This window comes from Iningainema tapete BLCC-T55, assembly GCF_014698965.1.
In the GTDB taxonomy this organism is placed as follows: domain Bacteria; phylum Cyanobacteriota; class Cyanobacteriia; order Cyanobacteriales; family Nostocaceae; genus Iningainema; species Iningainema tapete.
Genome location: NZ_JACXAE010000053.1, coordinates 1 through 20,233 on the forward strand (window position 1 = coordinate 1; position 20,233 = coordinate 20,233).

General features: G+C 41.5%; 14 protein-coding genes and 1 pseudogene. 7 read left to right on the forward strand and 8 right to left on the reverse strand.

Translation table 11 applies throughout. From position 1 onward, the window contains the following. The first annotated feature begins 877 nt into the window (after positions 1-877). Positions 878-1,660: a class I SAM-dependent methyltransferase gene (locus ICL16_RS14995; RefSeq protein WP_190829061.1), complete on the forward strand. Its 783-nt coding sequence runs from the start codon at positions 878-880 to the stop codon at positions 1,658-1,660. A gap of 306 nt (positions 1,661-1,966) precedes the next feature. Here ICL16_RS14995 and ICL16_RS15000 read toward each other — a convergent pair. The 3 genes and pseudogenes from ICL16_RS15000 to ICL16_RS15010 all read right to left on the reverse strand — a co-directional run. Beyond that, positions 1,967-2,080, reverse strand: a pseudogene (locus tag ICL16_RS15000) (SDR family NAD(P)-dependent oxidoreductase); the annotation flags it as partial. A gap of 112 nt (positions 2,081-2,192) precedes the next feature. Next, positions 2,193-2,396, reverse strand: a complete 204-nt coding sequence (locus tag ICL16_RS15005) for a hypothetical protein (protein WP_190829063.1) — start codon at positions 2,394-2,396, stop codon at positions 2,193-2,195. A gap of 334 nt (positions 2,397-2,730) precedes the next feature. Then, complete coding sequence (locus ICL16_RS15010) at positions 2,731-3,405, reverse strand: response regulator transcription factor (RefSeq protein ID WP_190829065.1); 675 nt, start codon at positions 3,403-3,405, stop codon at positions 2,731-2,733. 49 nt (positions 3,406-3,454) lie between these two features. On the opposite strand from ICL16_RS15010, the gene ICL16_RS15015 reads away from it, so the two are divergent. The 4 genes from ICL16_RS15015 to ICL16_RS15030 all read left to right on the forward strand — a co-directional run bounded on the left by ICL16_RS15015 (position 3,455) and on the right by ICL16_RS15030 (position 6,971). Continuing rightward, on the forward strand, positions 3,455-4,834 hold the full coding sequence (locus tag ICL16_RS15015; RefSeq protein ID WP_337907013.1) for a sensor histidine kinase: 1,380 nt from the start codon (positions 3,455-3,457) through the stop codon (positions 4,832-4,834). A gap of 213 nt (positions 4,835-5,047) precedes the next feature. Continuing rightward, the gene (locus ICL16_RS15020) at positions 5,048-5,398 is read left to right on the forward strand and encodes a hypothetical protein (protein ID WP_190829067.1); all 351 of its coding nucleotides are present in this window, start codon (positions 5,048-5,050) and stop codon (positions 5,396-5,398) included. A gap of 38 nt (positions 5,399-5,436) precedes the next feature. Continuing rightward, the gene (locus ICL16_RS15025) at positions 5,437-5,772 is read left to right on the forward strand and encodes a hypothetical protein (protein WP_190829070.1); all 336 of its coding nucleotides are present in this window, start codon (positions 5,437-5,439) and stop codon (positions 5,770-5,772) included. Positions 5,773-6,080: 308 nt separating this feature from the next. Continuing rightward, positions 6,081-6,971, forward strand: a complete 891-nt coding sequence (locus tag ICL16_RS15030; protein WP_190829072.1) for a hypothetical protein — start codon at positions 6,081-6,083, stop codon at positions 6,969-6,971. Here ICL16_RS15030 and ICL16_RS15035 read toward each other — a convergent pair. Further along, entirely contained in the window at positions 6,949-9,330 is a 2,382-nt protein-coding gene (locus ICL16_RS15035; protein ID WP_190829079.1) for a penicillin-binding protein 1C, read from the reverse strand. The two genes, ICL16_RS15030 and ICL16_RS15035, sit on opposite strands and share 23 nt — an antisense overlap. A gap of 184 nt (positions 9,331-9,514) precedes the next feature. Here ICL16_RS15035 and ICL16_RS15040 point away from each other — a divergent pair, with 184 nt between their 5' ends. Further along, the gene (locus ICL16_RS15040; protein ID WP_190829081.1) at positions 9,515-15,286 is read left to right on the forward strand and encodes an alpha-2-macroglobulin family protein; all 5,772 of its coding nucleotides are present in this window, start codon (positions 9,515-9,517) and stop codon (positions 15,284-15,286) included. A 7-nt stretch (positions 15,287-15,293) separates the two neighbouring features. Here ICL16_RS15040 and ICL16_RS15045 read toward each other — a convergent pair whose 3' ends face one another. The 3 genes from ICL16_RS15045 to ICL16_RS15055 form a co-directional block, all read right to left on the reverse strand. Then, the gene (locus ICL16_RS15045; protein WP_190829083.1) at positions 15,294-15,467 is read right to left on the reverse strand and encodes a hypothetical protein; all 174 of its coding nucleotides are present in this window, start codon (positions 15,465-15,467) and stop codon (positions 15,294-15,296) included. A 62-nt stretch (positions 15,468-15,529) separates the two neighbouring features. After that, positions 15,530-15,946: a heavy metal-responsive transcriptional regulator gene (locus ICL16_RS15050; RefSeq protein ID WP_190829085.1), complete on the reverse strand. Its 417-nt coding sequence runs from the start codon at positions 15,944-15,946 to the stop codon at positions 15,530-15,532. A 144-nt stretch (positions 15,947-16,090) separates the two neighbouring features. Further along, positions 16,091-18,406 carry a heavy metal translocating P-type ATPase gene (locus ICL16_RS15055; RefSeq protein ID WP_190829087.1) on the reverse strand — a complete coding sequence of 772 codons (2,316 nt, stop codon included), beginning with the start codon at positions 18,404-18,406 and terminating at the stop codon, positions 16,091-16,093. 279 nt (positions 18,407-18,685) lie between these two features. Between ICL16_RS15055 and ICL16_RS15060 the strand changes: the two genes are divergently transcribed. Further along, a complete protein-coding gene (locus ICL16_RS15060; protein ID WP_190829089.1) occupies positions 18,686-19,390 on the forward strand; it encodes a DUF305 domain-containing protein in 705 nt (234 codons plus the stop codon). Positions 19,391-19,468: 78 nt separating this feature from the next. On the opposite strand, the gene ICL16_RS15065 is transcribed toward ICL16_RS15060, so the two are convergent. Then, the gene (locus ICL16_RS15065) at positions 19,469-20,086 is read right to left on the reverse strand and encodes a class I SAM-dependent methyltransferase (RefSeq protein WP_190829091.1); all 618 of its coding nucleotides are present in this window, start codon (positions 20,084-20,086) and stop codon (positions 19,469-19,471) included. Between the last annotated feature and the right edge of the window lie 147 nt (positions 20,087-20,233).

Genomic DNA, 20,233 nt, shown 5'->3' on the forward strand with positions numbered 1-20,233 from the left:
TAGGGATGCTTCAGCCGAAGTGATAACAATACCAAATGCCATCAAAAGCGACAAAAAAGGGGAAGAAAAGCGACGGTAAAAGTGAAATTTAGAAAAAATATTTGACATAAATTAAAACCAATTTATATTTTGTTTATTGATTTTTTTGGTTCGTGACCACTATATTAGATTGAGTTGCTGCTGCAACATTCTTCACTGCATATTGTGTAATCTTGTTAGCATCAACGTAAGTATTGGTAACAATGAATGATGCTGGACGGTTGAGATTTGCTGCTTGATTATCTGTTATTTATACAGTGTGTTGATAGCAGTCATAAATTATAACCTAATACTGGGTAAAATTAATCAAGCTTTACAAGAGCAATTTGCATCAATTTCTATTGAATATTAAATTTCCTTTCGTTTTAGATGGCTCTTTGATTAATTCACTTTTATTTTGAAGTATTATTTTCTAGTTATCTTCACGCTATTCTTCCGTTAAACGATAGAAATATATTCTCATCCCAAGTTTAAAAAATTAGAAACCTGCAAGTTACCATTTCTTTAATTTAATAATCAAATAGTGGAAAACTCGTGGAGAATTGATATAGTTATTCAGAGTTTCCAGATCTTTTGACATACCCGTCAGTGCAACAGCCGGAATATGTCCACCTAGATGCGCTTGAATCCTGCACGACTTTTCCACTATTAAAGCTTATCTTTTGTAAATAGTTCCTCATTAATCTTATTCAGTTGAGCGGCTCAACTTTTTCCTAAACTTCGGCGTGGTCACAGGTGGTGCGACAGGAGGTTTAGTAGGTTTATTTGAAGAGCTTGTCAGTGTTTTGAATTGAAAATCGTGACTTGATGTTTTATTATTTACTACTTTTAAAGAAAAATGCGTAATCAACAATCTAGTTCAACTGCTCAATCCGTAGCTATTAACGCAGTGCTTTTATTGTACGAGTCAGCTTTCGGCAAGCTCGTGCCTTCAGATACCGTTCCTCCCACAAGGTGGTTTCTTCAAGGTGTTCCAGGATTAACCGCCAACTCAAGCACTCTCTCAAACTGTGCTTCTATGTGCCCATGTATGCAGCGCATTGAGCAATGGAAGTTACCAGGTATAACGATTCACAATCTCTTGCGGAAACTTTGGTTTGAAGATAAAGTCCGTGATGCGTTGGATTCTGGCTGTTCACAAATAGTGGTCATTGGTCCGGGGTTTGATACCTTAGCATATCGTCTTCATCAAGAATTTCCCGCAGTCCGTTGGTGGGAGATAGACCACCCTGCTACGCAGCAAATCAAACGCATAGTTTTGGAACGACATGGAGGTATAAAAGCTAACTTAAAATTGTTGCCTGTGGATTTTACGCAGCAGACACTAGCTGATGTACTTACATCCACCGCGCATTACAATCGCCATGCAGTTTCTCTGTTTGTAGTGGAAGGTCTTTTCATGTACTTAACTGAAGCTAAGGTACGCGAGTTCTTGCAGACCATTCACAAGTATAGTGGTTCGGGCAGTGGTTTAATTGGGACTGTACTTGCTGAGCAAAAAGATGGGCAAAAAGATAGTCAACTCGCGATTCCAGAAGCCAAAAGGACTAGTAAATTGGCTTGTCAACATGGAACTCTGGCTTATAGGCGAGCCTTTTCAATGGCAAGTATTTTCCGATGAGCTTCCTACCTTTTTAGAAATGAATTCTTTTAGGACGGTTGAGGTAGCCTGCGTCAAAAATTTAATCCCACAAGATATCCCTACCGAACAGGCGCAAGTATTGCTACCTGAATCTGGAGAATATTTGTTCTGTGCGGAGCGAATCAATTAGGTAACTCGAAATGAGTAGTAGAAAGTACTTTGCTGGTTGTGATCAAATTGGGTGCGACGATCAATCTTCAAGCAGACCATGCTTGGCGAAAGTCTGCAAACAGTGTCAGTCCCCCATCTATAAACAGTGTTTGTCCGGTGATGTATGCTGCTTCATCTAAAGTTAATGGCGATATTGCAGCCTTCTTGAGCGAGGCGGATAGCAATTGCCTGCCCAATACCACAACTTGCACCCGTAACCAGGGCATTCTTGCCTTTTAATCCTTTCATTAAATTTTTCCTCTCCTCTCAAATAACTTCTACTAATAAAGGCATGGAGGTAATTTTACAAACATCTTTGGCTCAAAAGTAGCAAGCCATATATCATAGTACATGTAGTAAATCAGTTTTGAGAATTAGTGATTTTTTCAGCTGAATTTGCCAATCGATCCAGTGCTTTTGTTTGTTGTTCAATTTGTTCGGTTTGCTTCTGAAGTTCTTTCAATTGCTTTGTTTGAGAAAGTGCATCACTAGTATGAGGGATAAAGTACTCACAACCTGACAATAAGATGCAGATTAACATAGTGAAAATTAGGACATATCGCATTTGATCTTTCCTCGTGAAGTATTCGCAATCGTGTAGTTCTTATCAAACTTAAACTCAACTAGTGGAAAACTGGTGGAGTTCTCCTCTGCTTTCTTAAAATTTTACTAAAGAAATAGTGCCATCTGTTCAACGGCAGGTTGGTTGGTATCACTACATTCAACTTAGTATAATACTGAAGAATTAAGGAACTGCGCTCATCGAAGTTCACCTTTAGCGCAGAGCGCGATCGCCAGAATCTTTTTCGCTGTATTTGCGATTATTTATTTCTACCAGTTACTTTTTATTCAAAAGAAGTTGAAAAAGCAGGGAGAAATTGGGGAAAAATCGGGTAGAATCAAAGCTGCTTGAGACGATAACCCAGTCCGTGAACCGTCTCAATGAAGGCATCGGGCGCACCAACTTCCCTAAGTTTTTGTCGCAAACTTTTGATGTGGGACTTGACAGTATCCTCACTAGGTGGATCTTCTAGTGACCAGATCCGTTCAATAATTCCCGGTCTACTCAACACTCGACGACCGCTAGAAACCAGTAGCTCTAGAATTGCATACTCCTTCGGGGTCAGATTCACAAACTGGTCTTCATAGGTCACTTCATAGGTACTGGGATTGATGCACAAATTTCCCCAAAAAAGTTTTGCTCCTGCTACAGAACTCCCCCGGCGCAATAATGCTCGCACGCGAGCCATCAGTTCTCCTAAGTCAAAAGGCTTGACCATATAGTCATCCGCCCCGGCATCCAGCCCGACAATTTTATCAGCGATGGTATCGCGGGCAGTCAGCATTAGGATGGGGATGGAGACGTTGTAAGCACGCAGTTGTTGACACAACCCAATCCCATCTAGTTTGGGTAAAGTAATATCTAGCAGAATTAAATCATAATCTAGCGTTTGAACATAATTCAATGCCGCTTCGCCATCTTGCACCACGTCCACTACATACTGCCGATTGGTCAGCGCCTCCGCTAGCATATCCGCAATTTGGACATCATCTTCAACGACCAAGATACGCATTAGAATTTTGGATTTTAAACTTTAGATTTTAGATTACCAGGCACAAAACATGATGAAATGGTCTTTTGAGAAAAAGTGGATTGCCGGTGGGTTTGGTCTTGCAGTGGCGGTTATGGCTATTATTAGTGGCATTTCTTACCAAAATGCAACCAGTTTAAAGAAAAGTACACAAAAAGTAAAACAAAGCCATGAAGTCCTTGAAACACTCATCGGTGTTACTGCTACCTTGAACGATGCTGACTCTGGGCGACGCGGTTACATCCTTTTAGGAGATAAGTCAGAGTTAAAGCGTTATAATCAGGCAATTCAAGCGATCGCTCCACAACTTAACAAATTACGGAGATTGTTAGATAAAAACTCAAAGGAGCATCATCAACACTTGGCAAAGCTAGAATCCCTTCTTGCTCAAAGGCTTGTTTTATCTCAGCAGTCCATTAACTTGTATCAAAAAGGCACGTATTCTCCATCGAATCAAACAACTCTCGCAGTTGAGAGCAAGCGTAACTGGGCTGAACTTCAACAAATTATTGACCAAATGCGACTTGAAGAAGAACAGGCACTATTCGTCTGGGTTAAACAATCCCAGTCTAGCATTCAATCTAGAATGCTTATAGAAATATTAGGAACTTTTTTTACTTTTGCTATCCTCTTTGAGGTATACGCTCAACTCTATCGCCAAATGATTAAGCGCCAGCAAGCAGAAACTCTTCAAAGCAAGCTTGCTCAAGAAAAAGAACTAGGCGAACTCAAGCTTCAGTTTTTCTCAATGGTTTCTCATGAATTTCGTACTCCTTTGAGCGTTATTTTAGGATCGGCTCAACTCTTAGAAGAAAGTCTTCAATCTCTCGTTGAAAAACAAAAACTCAAAAATCTATACCGCATCCAGTCTTCGGCTCGGTTAATGACTCAACTGCTTTCAGATATCCTAACATTAGCAAGAGCAGAAGCGGGGAAGCTGGAATATAAACCCGAATTCGTTGAAATGCAAACTTTTTGTCTTAATTTAATTGAAGATATCCAAACTATGAGCAACTCTCAGCATTTCATTAGCTTTGACAAACAAGGTAGTTGCACTCATGCTTGGGTAGATGAGAAGTTGCTGTACTCTATTCTTAGTAACTTACTTTCCAATGCAATCAAGTATTCGCCCCAAAGCAAAGATATTTGTTTCACTTTCAAATGTGAACCTGAAGCTATTACATTTCAAGTCAAGGACTTTGGCATTGGCATTCCAAAAGAAATTCAACAGGAATTGTATGAGCCTTTTAAGCGAGGCAACAATGTGAAGGGAATTCTTGGCACAGGATTGGGATTAGCTGTGGTGAAAAAGTGTCTGGATTTGCATCGGGGAGAAATTTCTGTAGAAAGTGATGTGGGAGTTGGAACTCATTTTACTGTCAAAATTCCACAAAATCAAATAAAAGTTTAAGGTCTAGCAATAGCCAAAATTTAACGCGCTCATCATCCCTCCCCGATTTCTACCCGATTTCTACCCAATTTTTCGACTTCTTTTAGGTAAATTGAGAGCATTGGTGATTTTGACCGCATATTAAAAGAAGAGCCGTACCAACACATTTAGGCGATTTAAAAGCACAAAGCATCAATACTAAGTACAAATGCAAAGACGAGGATAAATGTTCAAATGGTAAAAAACACTCAGAATAACTACAATTCTCTTCCAAGGTTTCGGGGAAATGCCCCTTGGTTATGGCGTTCAAATTTTCGGGATGTAGCTTCAGCGCTTTCAGCTTTATTTTTACTAGAAGATGAAATGAATTATCGCTACACAATGCTTGAACGTGCAAAGGTTTTAAATCTCGACAACTACAACAAAGTAGCTGGTGAGCCTTTACGTCGCATTGCTGTAGTCTTTAATAACAGCGCTAATTTGATGGAATCCAAAGAGCTTAAATCCATATTTGAATCTACCTGTGAGCGGATAGGAGAAATGGGTAAGGCTGTCGGAATTCATTTAATTTTAGGGCGTTTGTAAAGTTTCATTAAGTTAAAAGTTTTTAGTTAGGAGAGTTTATGAATCAACTCAATCACCTAAGCCAAAAAAGTATTGAGCTAGTGGAAACAATTTGGGCAAAAGTTTGGGCGAGGCTACTTATTGTTCTTTTAGCTACTCTTTTATCTGCATTTACAGGTCCTGGTTCTACGCTCAATCCCTGTATCTATCCTAGCATTTTGTATAGAGAGCCTTACAACCATAGGGTCTTGGTTCCTCAGCTATGGCTACCTAATGCCATAATCCAACGACAATTTGCGCAAGCACAATCTCCTAATCAGTTCGAGGAATGTAAATACACTAAGGGCTTATCCTATTCAATCGCTTCTGTTGGACAAGCGACAAATGACAAATGACAGCCACGAGCGGAAAATTTCCCGAATCATTTAGGATTACTATATGGTTTGAAGATAACTCTAAATAGTGGAAAAGTGGTGGATAAGCAGTTGATTTTTCTAATAAAATTATAAGAATGAAAATTTGGCTTTTTTAGTTTTTTATCATCAATATCTCCCCTTCGATAGAAAAATGTTTAGGAAAATTTTGTTAAAACAAAAATAATTATGGACATGATTATTTCGAGATTCATAAAAATATTTCTAATAATTTGTCTTGAATAATCATGTTTACTATCAAGTCGTCAAGTAAGGAGGTTTTAACTCTGATGAGACCTCAATTTTTAACCAAAGTAATGGTTGCTAGCTGTGTGTTAGCTTCTTCTTTCGTCACTCCTGTTGTTGCTCAAGCTGAGACTGTCCAGCTAGCACAACAGCCTTCAATTTATCCCCGAAGCCTGGACAATGATTTACCTAGACCGATCGCTATCGCTGTGATCAAAGATGCATCTCAACGTACAAAACAGCCAGTGAGAGCTTTCCGTATTGTTCAAGCAGAATCGCACATTTGGTCTGATAGTTGTCTTGGTTTGGCTGAACCTGGCACTTACTGTACCCAAAGTACAGTACCTGGTTGGCAGGTGCTGGTTACTAATGGTTCGCAAAACTGGATCTATCGCACAAATGCTTCCGGTAATCTGATCAGACTCGCTAGCGTACCCAGTTTACCAAGTCAAGTAGGTTCAAATATAGACTTTTCTCCAGAGGACAGACAACGTCAACAGGGTTGGGATACCGTATTAAAACTGGGGCGAATCGAGAAAGCTGACACAGACAACTCTGCTCTAGTCACACAGCTTGCTATTCTTGACAAGCCAGTCACGACTTATGCAAATGCTGTCTATCAAGTACAAGCACGTCGAAACGGTCGTTGGATTCCAGTTTATACCAACACAGGAGCGCGACTTATTCCCAACAGTGCTGGCAGGGTCATACTACCACCGGAAGTCATACCTGTCAAGCAGTTAAACTTGAGGCGCTTGAATTCTAACGTGAATCTGGAGGATTTAGACCTAAGAACCATTGTACGTGTACGCTACGACCTCCCAAGTGGTGCACGGGATCTTAGACTGCAATTGGAAAAAACTCAAGAGTATGATGACATCGTCCAAACATCAACTCCACAGCTAATTAGCACTAATGGTATATACGTTCAATAGAAAAACCGCGACGTGTTGATTTTCTACTAGCTAGCTGCACTTGAAAACTTATCTTATCGCTCTTGTCACCACTTCTAACTTCCAACGTCCACTTACCAGGGTGCAGAGTCCAAAATAAAGAATTAGACGATTCTGTAGCTAGCTTTTTACCATTCAGCCACCACTCAACAGGTGCTGTACTGATTCCTGCTACCTTAAACTCCAGTTTTTGTTGCTCTTGTTGTGGATATAGCAAGAATGTATCACCATTTTGAGGAGATAAAATCTTCAACTTGCTAGAAGCAACACTAGATTGATACTCTTGAGGCACTCTTGATTTGTCTTCTGCGTAAAAATATTCCTGTACTACTGAAGAACAATCAGGTGTAGGTTGTAACCCAGAAGTTGCACAGATAGGTAGTTGTACCATATCTACTGGAGGTGGAAAACTAGCAGGTTCTTCTAAGGAGTGCAGGTGTAACATAATCCGATTCCACAAGGGTGCTGCTCCCGTAACTCCTGATACCTGTCGCATCGGCTCACCATCGAAATTACCTACCCAGGTAGCGACAGTGTAATCGGTGGTAAACCCAACTGTCCAAGTATCGCGAAAATTAGAAGAAGTGCCAGTTTTAACAGCAGCAGGAAATGGTAAACTTAGTACAGAGTCTACACCAAATGCTGCTGCACGCGCATGGCGATCGCTCAACATATCGGTAATCAATTGCCACGTTGTCGGATTTTGGCTCCTTCCCTGGCTCCTGCCTGGGAATGCAGATTCGTTCCCTGGCTCCTGCCTGGGAATGCGGATTTTGGATTGGGAAGTAGTTATCAACGGCGTAGGTTGTCCTTGTCGTGCCATAGTGACATAAGCTCTAGCTAGTTCCCATAAACTGACTTCGCCACTACCGAGAGTCAAACCTAGCCCATAGTATTCTACGCTTTGATTTAGGTGTTCAAACCCTAAATCGTGGAGATGATTCAGAAAAGACTGCACACCCACCTTGGACAAAACTCGCACAGCCGGAGTATTAAGAGAATTTGCCAAAGCCACACGTACCCGTACTGGACCGAGAAAACTTTGGCTATAATCTGTAGGACTATAGAGTTTTCCCCCTGGAATCGCATAGTGTGCAGGCTCATCAGCTAAAATTGTATTCGGACGAATCACACCTTTTGCCAAAGCCAACTCATACAAAAACGGCTTGAGGGTAGAGCCAGGTTGACGCAACGCCTGTACACCATCATTTCGCCCCAATTCTTCATCAAAGTAGTCAGGTGAACCTACATAAGCCAAAACTTCCCCTGTATGGTTATCAATTACCAAAGCAGCTGCGTCATGGACATTATTTGCAGCGAGAGAATAAATTACCTGCCGCACCTGCGCTTCGACAAATTGCTGTAACGAAAGATCTATAGTAGTACCGATGGGGTTCGATAAAACTTGATCCCCCCTTGCCCCCCTTAAAAAGGGGGGAACTTTGCCCACCCCCCCTTGCCCCCCCTTCATAAGGGGGGGTTGGGGGGGTGGGTTATAACTAGCTAGCCAAAACAAAAAGTGTGGTGCAGCAATAATACCTTCCTTGCGAGACTGGAACAAAACTTCTTCAGCAAATGCTCGTTCCGCCAAAGAGCCAGTGATATACCCGTCTTGTACCATACGATTGAGGACATATTTCTGCCGCTGCTTCAAACGTTGATAATGCTCATAGGGATTAAAGTAAGTAGGATTATTAGGAATAGCCGCCAAAAGACTAGCTTGAGCAAGATTCACATCGCTAGCTGGTATGGAAAAATAAGTACGAGCAGCAGCTTCCACACCGTAAATATTCCCCCCCATTGGTAAACGATTAATATACGCCGAGAGAATTTCCTGTTTACTCATCCCAGCAGTTAAGCGCCAAGATAACCAAACTTCCTGAACTTTACCTAACACATTGCGGGGAACAGGATCTAACATCCGCGCCAACTGCATTGTAATCGTAGAAGCACCAGAAACAATCCTTTTGAAATGAATTGTATCTTTGATTGCGCGAGCAGCTGCTTTCATATCCAACGCACCATGCTCGTAAAAGCCCCCATCTTCAGCAGCCAAAATAGCCTGAACAAACTGAGGAGAAACCTGCTCCAATGGTACTACTGCTGTATGCTCTTGGTCGCGAGTCAGCAATGTTCCCAATCGTAGCCCATTGCGGTCTACAAATTCAAGTGCCAACTGCTCCTGTACAATATCTAAAGCATGAATAGGTGCTAAGTAGGGAAGTAAGCGCACTGTCACGCATATCAAAAGCAAAACGAGGATAACTTTGCTGGTTTTGCGATTTAGCTGATGCTTAAGTTTTTGCTTGATGAGGATTAGCAACGGTGAAGCTCGTCTCATAGCGCGAATCCTGTTTTTATTTGAACCACAGAGACGCAGAGTACACAGAGGAAGAGAAATAATTTCTGCGCTCTCTGTGCCTCTGCGGTTCGTTAATAATTCCACACATCAAATTTCCGGAACAATCCATCTAAATTGGGTATCAATATAATACATATTATATATAGTAAAGGTCATGCTTGGCATGGTCATAAGAATTTTGCTGCGCTCCCTGCTTGTTCTTACACTTATGTTAGGAATAGCAGGGTGTAATTGGGTTGGTTTAGTGAATATTGAGCCAGGTAAAGAAAAACTTCCTGCGGTTTCACCTTTAAGTGCACCACCGTTACCAGATTGGATTGAACAAATTAGTCCGGTTGGTGATGCTACACCTCTGAATCAAATTCGCATCCGGTTTAAGGAGGCTTTAATTCCTGTTGAAAGTCTGGATAGTTTAGAACAGCAGAGTTTGTTACAAAAGTTTGAACTTGTGCCATTAATACCTGGTAGATTTCGATTTTTGACGCCGCGTATGGTGGGATTTCAAGCTGATAAAGCATTACCAAAAGCAACGCGATTTCAAGTTACTCTCAAAGCTGGTTTGGCAGATTTGCAAAATCACCGTCTTGCTCAAGATTTGGCTTGGACTTTTGAAACTGAGCCAATCAAGTTGACTAATTTACCAGGTAAGAATTCTCTTGAGGATTCTCAAGGTGAACCAATTGATTTAAAGCAAAGGTTAAAAGTTACCTCGAATGTGGAACTTGATTTAGCTTCTGTGCAAGAGCATTTACAATTGATTCCAGAGGGGAAAAATAAGGGTGTACATTTTAAGGTAGAATTGGCTAAGGAAGAACAGTCTCAAAAAAGTGATGACCCTTTGGAGAAGTTTGACCCTTCTGCACGCAATTGGATTTATAATCTGATTCCTCAGGAAATTAAAAAGGCTACAAATTATCGCTTGGAGTTTTCTCCCGGTATACTTCCTGCTTATGGTAATCTTAAGAGTGCGCAAGCTTTTGTCAGTAAGGTAAATACTTATTTTCCTTTGGCGTTTAAGGAAATTAAATTTTACGGACAGCCAGATGCTGGGGGAAGCTATGGGCGATTTGTTAAAGGTAGTCCTCAATTAGAGTTTAATAATGGCTTAGTCGCAAGTTCAGTTATTGAAAATGTTAAAATTAATCCTGCACCAAAATCTATTCCGCGCATTTTCCAAGTAAGCGATCGCGATAAATTTATCAGTATCAATCCTTATGCTCTAGAACCTAACACTAATTATACAATTACTCTTGGTGCAAATCTCAAAGACCAGTTTGGACAAACTTTAGGTAAACCTGTTACAGTCAAGTATGAAACTGGTGATTTGGCTGGGAATATTTGGGTTCCTGAAGGATTGAATATTTTCCCTGCTGGTAACAATTTACAACTAAATATCAATACAGTAAATTTACCTGAATCAAATTATAAAGCAGCTTACCAAGTAATTAAACCAACAGATTTAGTTTATAGCAATTCTGCTTACGATTTATTGCCTAAACCAACTGAGTGGCAAAGTTTTAAATTAGCTGTTAAGAAAAATAAGTCAGTTGACGTTACTGTACCTGTACGGGAAAAACTTGGTGCTGCTACTGGTATGTTGGCTTATGGAGTGCAAGCACGCACTAATACTTATCAAGAGAATGGTAAGGAACTATGGCGGGAACCTACTAGTTATGGTTTGGTTCAACTAACAAATTTGGGCTTATTTACTCAATGGTTTCCCGAATCGGGGTTAATACGAGTACATCATCTTAATAATGGTTCACCAGTAAAAGCAGCGGTGGAAATTTATGCCTCAAAGTTAGATGTGAAAACTCGTACTCAACCTGTACCTTGTGCATCGGGTAAAACTGATGAAAATGGTGTTTTCCAAGTTAGTCGTGAGAATTTACAACAATGTTTTGGCGGTAATCAAAGGTTTGTCAAAGAACCAAAATTGTTAGTAATTGCTCGTGAAAATCAAGATTGGGCGTTTGCACGTACAGAGGAATATAGTGGTGCTTATGGTTATGGAATTGATGCTGGTTGGGAAGATGGTAAGCCAGTATCACGCGGGGTAATCTTCTCGGATAGGCAGTTGTATCAACCAGGAGAAAAAGCTTGGTTTACTGGTTTTGCTGACTATTTGCAAAATGGTATCCTTCAGCAGGATAAAAATTCTGTTTATCAGTTAACTCTTGTCAACCCAGATGGACAAAAGACTGATTTAGGTACGCAAACAACGAATGAGTTTGCCACGTTTTCTCTAGAATTACCAATTAAAAGTAATCAAAAATTAGGTTTTTATACAATTATAGCTAAAGGTAAGAATGGGCAAGAGCTTTCTGGGGAATTTCGGGTAGCTGACTTTAAGCCTCCTAATTTCAAAGTGGAACTTGCTTTAGATAAAGAATTTGCTCTAATTGATGGTAAAGTTGAGGCAAAAGCTACAAGTAATTATTTATTTGGTTCTCCTGTGGAAGGAGGAAATGCTAAATATTTTGTGACTCGTCAGCAAAGTAATTTTAAGCCTAAGGGTTGGGAGGAATTTACTTTTGGTAGACAATGGTTTTTCCCTGAGGAACCTCCTTCTGTACCCAATGATGTTTTACAAGCTGGTGTACAACTTGATGGAAATGGTAAAAGTAGTCAAACGGTGACAGTGGGGAAGGATTTACCTTATCCGATGACTTACCGTGTGGATGTTCAAGTCGCAGATGTTTCTAATCTATCGGTGGCAAATTCTCAGACTTTTATAGCATTACCAAGCGATCGCTTCATCGGGTTAAAGAGCAATTTTGTTGCTGCGTCTGGTAAAGCTTTTCCCATTGAAGTTATCGTTACTGATTTTACAGGAAAACCACTCTTAGGTCAACGGGTGGCTGTGGAATTGCAACAGATGAAATATAGTAGTGTGACTCAGGTGGTGGAAGGTAGTCAGACGCCAAAAAATCAAGTTGAATACAAAACAGTTGCACAAGCACAGGTAATTTCTGCAAATAGTCCTCAATCTGTGACGCTGACACCACCTGAATCTGGCTCTTACCGCATTAGAGCAAATTTTAGCGACGATGGTAGAGACGCGCCATGGCGCGTCTCTACAGCAACAGATTTACAAATTTGGGCGACAGGGGAAAATCCAGTGTTTTGGGGTTCAGGAGAACGAGAACGTCTAGAAGTTAAACTTGATAAAACAACGCTTAAACTAGGTGAAACTGCTACTGCACTGATTCAATCTCCTTTTTCCGAAGGGGAATTATACTTTGCTGTAGTTAAGGACAAACCCCTTTATCAACAGATTACCAAAGTTAAGGGAGGAGCGCCGCAAATTCAGTTCAAAGTCACACCAGAAATGTTACCCAATGCAGCGGTACAAGCTGTGTTGGTAAGACAAGGTGCGAGTCTCAATCAAGTGGAGCCTGGAAGTTTAGATAGTTTGGTGCGAATTGGTTTTGCAACCTTTAAAGTTAACTTGGATGATAAACGTCTCAAATTGCAAGTTACCCCTGTACAACCGTCCTTGGAACCTGGTGCAGAACAAACGGTACAATTGGAACTTAAAGACAGCCAGGGACACCCCAGTAAAGGACAGTTTACAGTAATGGTGGTGAATGAGGCGGTGTTACAGCTTTCTGGATATCGTCCACCGGATCTGGTAAATACTGTTTATGCTGAACAACCGATATCTACCCGCTTTAGTGATAATCGCGGGAATGTTGTGATAAAACAACAAGCTTTAGCTGAACCTAAAGGTTGGGGTTATGGTGGTGGGTTATCTGCTAGTGCAGCAAGTACCCGCATCCGTAAAGATTTTCAAGCACTAGCTTACTATAATGGTTCTGTTCTTACTGATGCTAGTGGTAAGGCACAAGTTAAGTTTAAATTACCACATGATTTGACTACATGGCGGGTGATGGCGATCGCCAGTAATGAAAATTTACGTTTTGGTAATGGCGAAGCAACGTTTATCACGACAAAGCCGTTGATCACCAATGCCATATTACCACAGTTTGCTCGGAGTGGCGATCGATTTCAAGCTGGTTTGTCTGTGACTAATAACACTGGTAAAACTGGTAATTTAGCAGTTAATGGTGAAGTTGGCGGCGCTGTTAAATTTGAAGGCAATAAATCTCAAACTGCTTTGCAAACGGAATTGTGTAAAGACGGTACATGTAACGTCTCTACAGCTTATCGTTTTGGGATGGTAGCAAGTAGTGTTGGGGTGGGTAAGGTTCGCTTTACTACTCAACTAAATCGTACAGCAACTGACGCTTTTGAAGTGCCTTTGGAAATTAAGCCACTAGAAATTACAGAACAAGTAGTGGATACAGGTGCGATCCCCCACCCCCCTCAATCCCCCCTTTTTAAGGGGGGATTGAGGGGGGTTCAAGTCAAGATTCCTCTCAATATAGATCAAAATGTTGTCCCTGATGGGGGAGGTTTAGATATTCAACTAGCGAGTACCTTGATACCAGAAATTAAAGCACCAGCACAGCAGGTTTGGGAAGATGATTTACCTTTTACAGAACCTGTGGCGAGTCAGTTAATCATCGCTGCTCATCTACAAACTCTGTCGGAATTGGGAATAGCGAGTGATTCTTCCACGCGCCAAGCCTTGATGAAACGATTGCAAAAGCTTCAACTAGCCGACGGTGGCTTTGCGGCTTTTGGGGGACAACAAAAATCTGATCCTTGGGTTTCTGCTTATACAGCGGAGTCTCTGGCTAAAGCAAGTCAGGTGTTTCCTGGGTTAGTAGATTCTGGGATGGTGTCTCGCCTTAAGGTATATTTGCAGAAAGTTCTGGCGAATCCGGGACAATACGAGTTTTGCAAACAGCAGTTGTGTAAAAATCAACTGCAACTAAATGCTTTGGTAAGTTTAGCAGAATTGGGAGACAAGCGCAATAGTTTTCTTGCAGATATATATCGTCAGCGCAAAGCTTTTGATTTAGTTACTCAAATTAAACTAGCGCGATACTTATCCCAGTTTTCCGAATGGCAAGATGAGTCTAAACAAATGTTGAATCAGTTACAACAGAGTATATATGAAACTGGTCGCACAGCAGTTGTGAGTATACCCCGTAGCTGGGGATGGATGAGTTCACCTACCACAGCGCAAGCCCAAGCTTTGCGATTGTTTATGGCTTCGTCTGCAAAACCAGAAGTTGTGGATAAATTATTGCAAAGTTTGCTGGCACTGCGCCGAGATGGTACATGGCAGACTAGCTATGATAATGCCCAAGCGTTGACAGCTTTGGTGGAGTATGCTAAAATGCAGCCCAAACCAGAAAATATTGTGGCGAAAGTGCAATTAGCTGGTAAAAAGTTGGGAGAAAAGCGTTTTGAAGGTTTGCGCAATCCTAGCTTTGAGGTGAAAGTACCAATGGCGGAATTACCGCGTGGGCGTCATGATTTGCTGTTGCAAAAATCAGGTAAAGGTAGGTTGCATTATCTAGTCGCGTACCGCTACCGTTTACAAGGAAATCAACCAGGAAGGTTTAACGGTTTACGGGTAACAAGGGAAATCCGTAGAGTAGGGCAGGAGAAAGTATTGCAAAAATTGGGACTTTATGCTAGTGATAAGCCATTAACTTTAGAAAGCGGGCAAGTATTTGATATTGGTTTGGAAGTTATTGCCGATCGCCCTGTGGAGCATGTGGTAATTAAAGATCCGCTACCTGCTGGATTTGAGGCAGTGGATGCTAGTTTTCAAACCTCCACTGCTGCTAACATAGCTTCATCAGATAGTTGGGAAATTGGGTTCAAGACTATTTATCGCGATCGCATCGTCGCTTACGCCAATCATCTCGAACCAGGAGTTTATAGTTTCCACTACTTAGTTCGTTCTGTTACTCCTGGTACATTTCTCTATCCTGGTACTGAAGTACACCTGCAATACGCGCCTGAAGAATTTGGGCGTACCGCTGATTCTACACTGGTGCTTGAGGAGCATTAGTTACAAATTATGCCATTTTTACTGACAACAGCAGGTTATCTGAGACTGTTGAGGCAAGAATCCATAATTGTGGAAGTTCAGCTTCTTTGATGCGTTCCGAATCTTGTCTAGCTTGACGTTGAAAGTCGGCTTGTACCAACAATAGAACGAACACACTACTGTTGCCTATGCGATCGCTCACTTAATCAATAACTTCCAGTTTGAAGAAATTGTTACTTTAACTGAGCCAGAAAAAAACCGACATTAAATTGGTTTCTCAATAATCGGGCAAATTGTTTGCTCTGAAGTTTGAGGTACAGTTTCCCAACCCGAAAGTAGTCCCTCCAACTCTAACTTAAAGACAAGTAGTTGCTGAATTTGTTCATCAATAGCTATTAACTTATCTTGCAACTTAGCTTTAATCTGCTCGCAAGGCAAATTCCCCTGATCGTGAACACTCAAAAATTCCTTAATCTCAGAAAGGCTCATTCCCAAACTTTGGGCGCGTTTAATAAAGTTTAGGCGAACCAAAACATCAGAATTAAACAATCTAAAACCACCCTCAGTTCGACCTGATGCCTTGAGTAGCCCTAACTCCTCATAATAGCGAATGGTTTTAATAGGCACACCAGTTTCTTTTGCAACTGAACCAATTAGCTTTGCTTCTTCTTGCATTAACATATAAAACTTATTGCCTTAACTGAACTTCCGGTAAATTTAGCTGATTGAAAAGGAACCACCATAATTCATTCTAATCCAATTAAAGCCAACCCACCAACTTGTATCGCATGAGGCATCCGATGCGATTGTGGAGAGCGCAGTGGTTTAAAGCCCAATCGCCTTAGGTTTAAAATTACGCAAACGCAGAGCATTACTGACAACAGAAACCGAGCTAAAAGCCATTGCCGCACCTGCAATCATCGGATTAAGCAACCAACCAAAGATGGGAAAAAGAATCCCTGCTGCTATCGGTATTCCCGCCACATTGTAAACAAAGGCAAAAAAGAGATTTTGACGAATATTACCAATGGTAGCACGAGAGAGTTGAATAGCAGTGACAATAAACCGCAAATCCCCAGAGATTAGAGTAATATCACTAGCGGCGATCGCCACATCTGTTCCTGTACCAATCGCAATCCCCACATCTGCAACCGCCAGTGCAGGCGCATCATTAATCCCATCTCCAACCATTGCCACAATTCTAGACTTTGAATTGCGGTTTCTCCCCTGCTCCCCTACTCCCCTGCTCTTCTGCTCTTCTTTCTGGAGAGACTTGACAACTGCGGCTTTTTGATCAGGTCTGACTTCGGCAAATACTTGCTTGATACCGACTTCACGGGCGATCGCTTCAGCTGTAGGGCGATTATCCCCTGTTAACATGACAACCTCTAAACCCAGTCTCTCCAGAGCTCGGATAGCCTGAACAGAAGAAGGTTTCAAGGCATCAGAAATCCCCATAATTCCCTGAACTTGCCCATCTACCGCGATCAAAATTGTAGTTTTGCTTAAATATTCTAATCGCTCTCGACACGATTGCAAAACTTGAGTATCAATCCCCAATTCGCTCATCCAGCGTTGCGTGCCGATTTGTACTAGATTATCATCGACAATTCCTTGCACACCGCTACCTGCGATTGCCTCAAAATTCTTGGCATCAACTAACTCAACTTGTTGAGAGGAAGCATAGCGAACCACTGCCTCTGCCAGAGGATGTTCAGAGTTGCGTTCCACAGAAGCAGCTAACTTGAGCAGCTTGAGTTCATTACCATTTTCTGTACCATTAACTGTGACAAAATCTGTAACAGTTGGTTTGCCTTGCGTAATCGTCCCCGTTTTATCTAACACAATCGTTTGTATTTTGTGTGCCAGTTCCAAACTCTGGGCGTCTTTAATTAGAATACCGTTTTCTGCACCCTTCCCAGTACCCACCATTACAGATGTAGGAGTTGCCAAACCTAACGCACAGGGACAAGCAATAATTAACACTCCAACAGTCGCGTTAAGAGCGAGAGTGAGGTTGCTCGTAATGGTGAACCAGATGATGAAAGTGAGGAAGGCGATCGCAATTACCGCAGGCACAAACCATCCAGTTACTTTGTCAGCTAATCGCTGAATCGGTGCTTTGCTTCCTTGAGCCTGCTGCACGAGTTGGACAATTTGCGCCAATACTGTATCTTTTCCTACCCGTGTTGCTCGAAACTTAAAACTTCCTGTTTTGTTAATGGTAGCTCCAATCACTTCATCACCTGGGTGCTTTTTCACTGACACACTTTCTCCAGTCACCATTGCCTCGTCGATTGTCGATGTTCCTTCTATCACTTCCCCATCTACGGGAATACTCTCACCCGGACGCACCAACACCACATCCTCAATCTGGACTTCTTCAATCGGGACATCGACTTCTCGCCCACCCCGAACCAGACGAGCCGTCTTAGCTTGTAAAGCAATCAGCTTGCGAATCGCTTCTGAAGTCTGTCTCCTAGCACGATTTTCGAGAACCCTACCCAGCAAAATCAGGGTAATGATTATTGCTGCTGCCTCATAATACACATCAGGTTTCAAACCTTGAGCGATGAAGTAGTCTGGAAAGAAAGTAGGGAAAAGGGAATATAGATAGGCTGTACTAGTACCTAAAACAACTAGTGTATCCATAGTTGCAGTATGACGCTTGAGAGCTTTCCAAGCATTTACGTAGAAAGATGCTCCACACCAGAACTGTACCGGAGCAGTTAATACCAGCTGCACCCAAGGATTATGCAGCCACATGGGAATCAAGGGCAGGTGTAACCCAGTCATAGCAGGAAGTGAGCCTATCACCAGTACAGCGCTCAAAATTCCACCAGCCACCAACTTGCGCAGCAAATTTCGGGTTTCTTTCAACCGGACCTGTTTTTCCGCATCATCTTCTCCAGTCATTATGTCCCGTTCTTGGAGGGGATAGGCAGAGTAACCTGCTGCATCTACAGCATCTTGAATGGCTTTTAAATCAGTTTCTTTAGGATCGTACTTTACTGTTGCTTGCTCTGCACCAAAATTAACCTGACATTCATTCACACCAGGTACAGAACGAATCGCCTTTTCAACACTGTTAGCACAAGAGGCGCAACTCATACCGTGTAACTTGAGTGTGGTTTTTTCCATTGGACGACAAAAAGTTGAATTAAACCTATGTTAAAACCTCTAGTAGAGTGGAGAGTCAAGTCTTGAGCAAACCAGATCCCCTACTTCTCAAAGAAGTCGGGGATCTGAAAAAATTTCATCTTAATTTCATTTTGCTTTGAAACAATAAACGTTTAGTAGGGGCGAACGACTACGCTCCTGCTAACAAAAAATGGAAGTTGACACTACAGCTAACTGGAGATTTTATAATAACAGCAGCTATGTAATTTGTAGTGAAAGCTATAGAGGAATAACAAATTTATGCAAAATATTTCTTGGAAAACTGGGTTTTTTGCGTTCAGCTTTTTCGCAATCGCTTCTCTAACAGGTGGAGTGCTTACAGCTTGTTCGACAAATGCTTCTCAAAACCAAACCGAGGCCACAAATACCACAGCAACCGAAGCTAGCAATAAGCAACACATGAATCATGGAGGGATGAATCATGGTGGTATGAACCATAGCATGGATTTAGGTCGGAGTAATGCTAACTATGATTTGCGGTTCATTGATGCCATGACAATTCACCATCAAGGGGCAACAGAAATGGCGCAAGAAGCACAGCAAAAGTCAAAACGTCCCCAAATCAAACAGCTAGCAGCCGATATTATTAAAGCGCAAAACTTAGAAATCCGCCAGATGAAGCAGTGGCGACAATCTTGGTATGCCAATGCAGGAAATCAACCAATGGCTTACGATTCGGCATCGGGAAAGTTAAAACAGATGTCATCTGAGCAAATGCAAGCGATGAAAATGAGTATGAATTTGGGTGCAGCCGATGCAGAGTTTGACTTGCGCTTCCTCAATGGGATGATTCCTCACCATGAAGGTGCTGTAGTGATGGCTCAAGATGCCTTGAAAAAGTCTAAACGTCCTGAAGTGAAAAAATTAGCTCAAGAGATTATTACTTCACAACAGAAAGAAATTGACCAAATGAAGCAGTGGCGAAAAGCTTGGTACAACAAGTGAGCTTGGTGTATGCATTTTCAATACTCTTGAAGCTTGCGATCAATGCTTCAATTTTCACCAAGTAACAAGACGTAGGACTCATCGCGGCTTGGTTGCTATCCCTTTATAGAGGTAATCGGTAATCTTTGGTAATTTGGGTGCGTAAAACTCTTCTAATGAAACTGTGTCAAATTGATTCTCAACTATTTGTTTAATATTACGGTTCAAGTGGCAACCATCCGCAATTACTTTTTGTAATGGTGTCAATCGGTTTTGCCAAACTTGAACTTTAGGTTCGTAGGAAAGTCCATGTTCGACAAAAAAGAAACGTCCTCCTGGCTTTAGGACTCGGTAAATTTCCTTGAGCGCCTGTTCAACGTTCTTCATGCTACATAAAGTCCAAGTGCTTACCACGCTGTCAAATGTATTGTCTGCCATTGGCAAGTTTTCACCATTTAACACTTGGTAATTGACAATAATGGATGATGTCTGAATGCGTTTTTGCGCTAATTTGCGAGTACCACTGTTGGCATCGATCGCCACAATCTTATGGACATGTTCAGGATAGTAGGGGAGATTCAAGCCTGTGCCAAAACCTATTTCCAAAATTTCTCCTTTCACTCCTGCTAAAATCTCTTGACGGTAGTTAGCAAGAATTGGATCGGATAGTGACAAATCAAAAAGATAGGGAAGGATTTTCTGTGAGTAAAAACCCATTTGTTCCTCCTGCTGAATTAACTCATCTTAAGTTTAGCAATACTTTAGTGGCGACGTTACCTACGATAAACGAATAAAAATATACACTCTCTAATTTCATCTAGTTCTGTCAATCTAAGTCTAGAAGTGAACCTGAAACATAGTTAG

Bases quoted from the DNA above. Each gene is read 5' to 3' on its own strand.
- ICL16_RS15035 (WP_190829079.1), bottom strand. From the start codon at position 9,330: ATGAGACGAGCTTCACCGTTGCTAATCCTCATCAAGCAAAAACTTAAG.
- ICL16_RS15030 (WP_190829072.1), top strand. From the start codon at position 6,081: ATGAGACCTCAATTTTTAACCAAAGTAATGGTTGCTAGCTGTGTGTTA.
- ICL16_RS15065 (WP_190829091.1), bottom strand. From the start codon at position 20,086: ATGGGTTTTTACTCACAGAAAATCCTTCCCTATCTTTTTGATTTGTCA.
- ICL16_RS15015 (WP_337907013.1), top strand. From the start codon at position 3,455: ATGATGAAATGGTCTTTTGAGAAAAAGTGGATTGCCGGTGGGTTTGGT.
- ICL16_RS15020 (WP_190829067.1), top strand. From the start codon at position 5,048: ATGGTAAAAAACACTCAGAATAACTACAATTCTCTTCCAAGGTTTCGG.
- ICL16_RS14995 (WP_190829061.1), top strand. From the start codon at position 878: ATGCGTAATCAACAATCTAGTTCAACTGCTCAATCCGTAGCTATTAAC.
- ICL16_RS15060 (WP_190829089.1), top strand. From the start codon at position 18,686: ATGCAAAATATTTCTTGGAAAACTGGGTTTTTTGCGTTCAGCTTTTTC.
- ICL16_RS15055 (WP_190829087.1), bottom strand. From the start codon at position 18,406: ATGGAAAAAACCACACTCAAGTTACACGGTATGAGTTGCGCCTCTTGT.
- ICL16_RS15025 (WP_190829070.1), top strand. From the start codon at position 5,437: ATGAATCAACTCAATCACCTAAGCCAAAAAAGTATTGAGCTAGTGGAA.
- ICL16_RS15040 (WP_190829081.1), top strand. From the start codon at position 9,515: ATGGTCATAAGAATTTTGCTGCGCTCCCTGCTTGTTCTTACACTTATG.
- ICL16_RS15010 (WP_190829065.1), bottom strand. From the start codon at position 3,405: ATGCGTATCTTGGTCGTTGAAGATGATGTCCAAATTGCGGATATGCTA.
- ICL16_RS15005 (WP_190829063.1), bottom strand. From the start codon at position 2,396: ATGCGATATGTCCTAATTTTCACTATGTTAATCTGCATCTTATTGTCA.
- ICL16_RS15050 (WP_190829085.1), bottom strand. From the start codon at position 15,946: ATGTTAATGCAAGAAGAAGCAAAGCTAATTGGTTCAGTTGCAAAAGAA.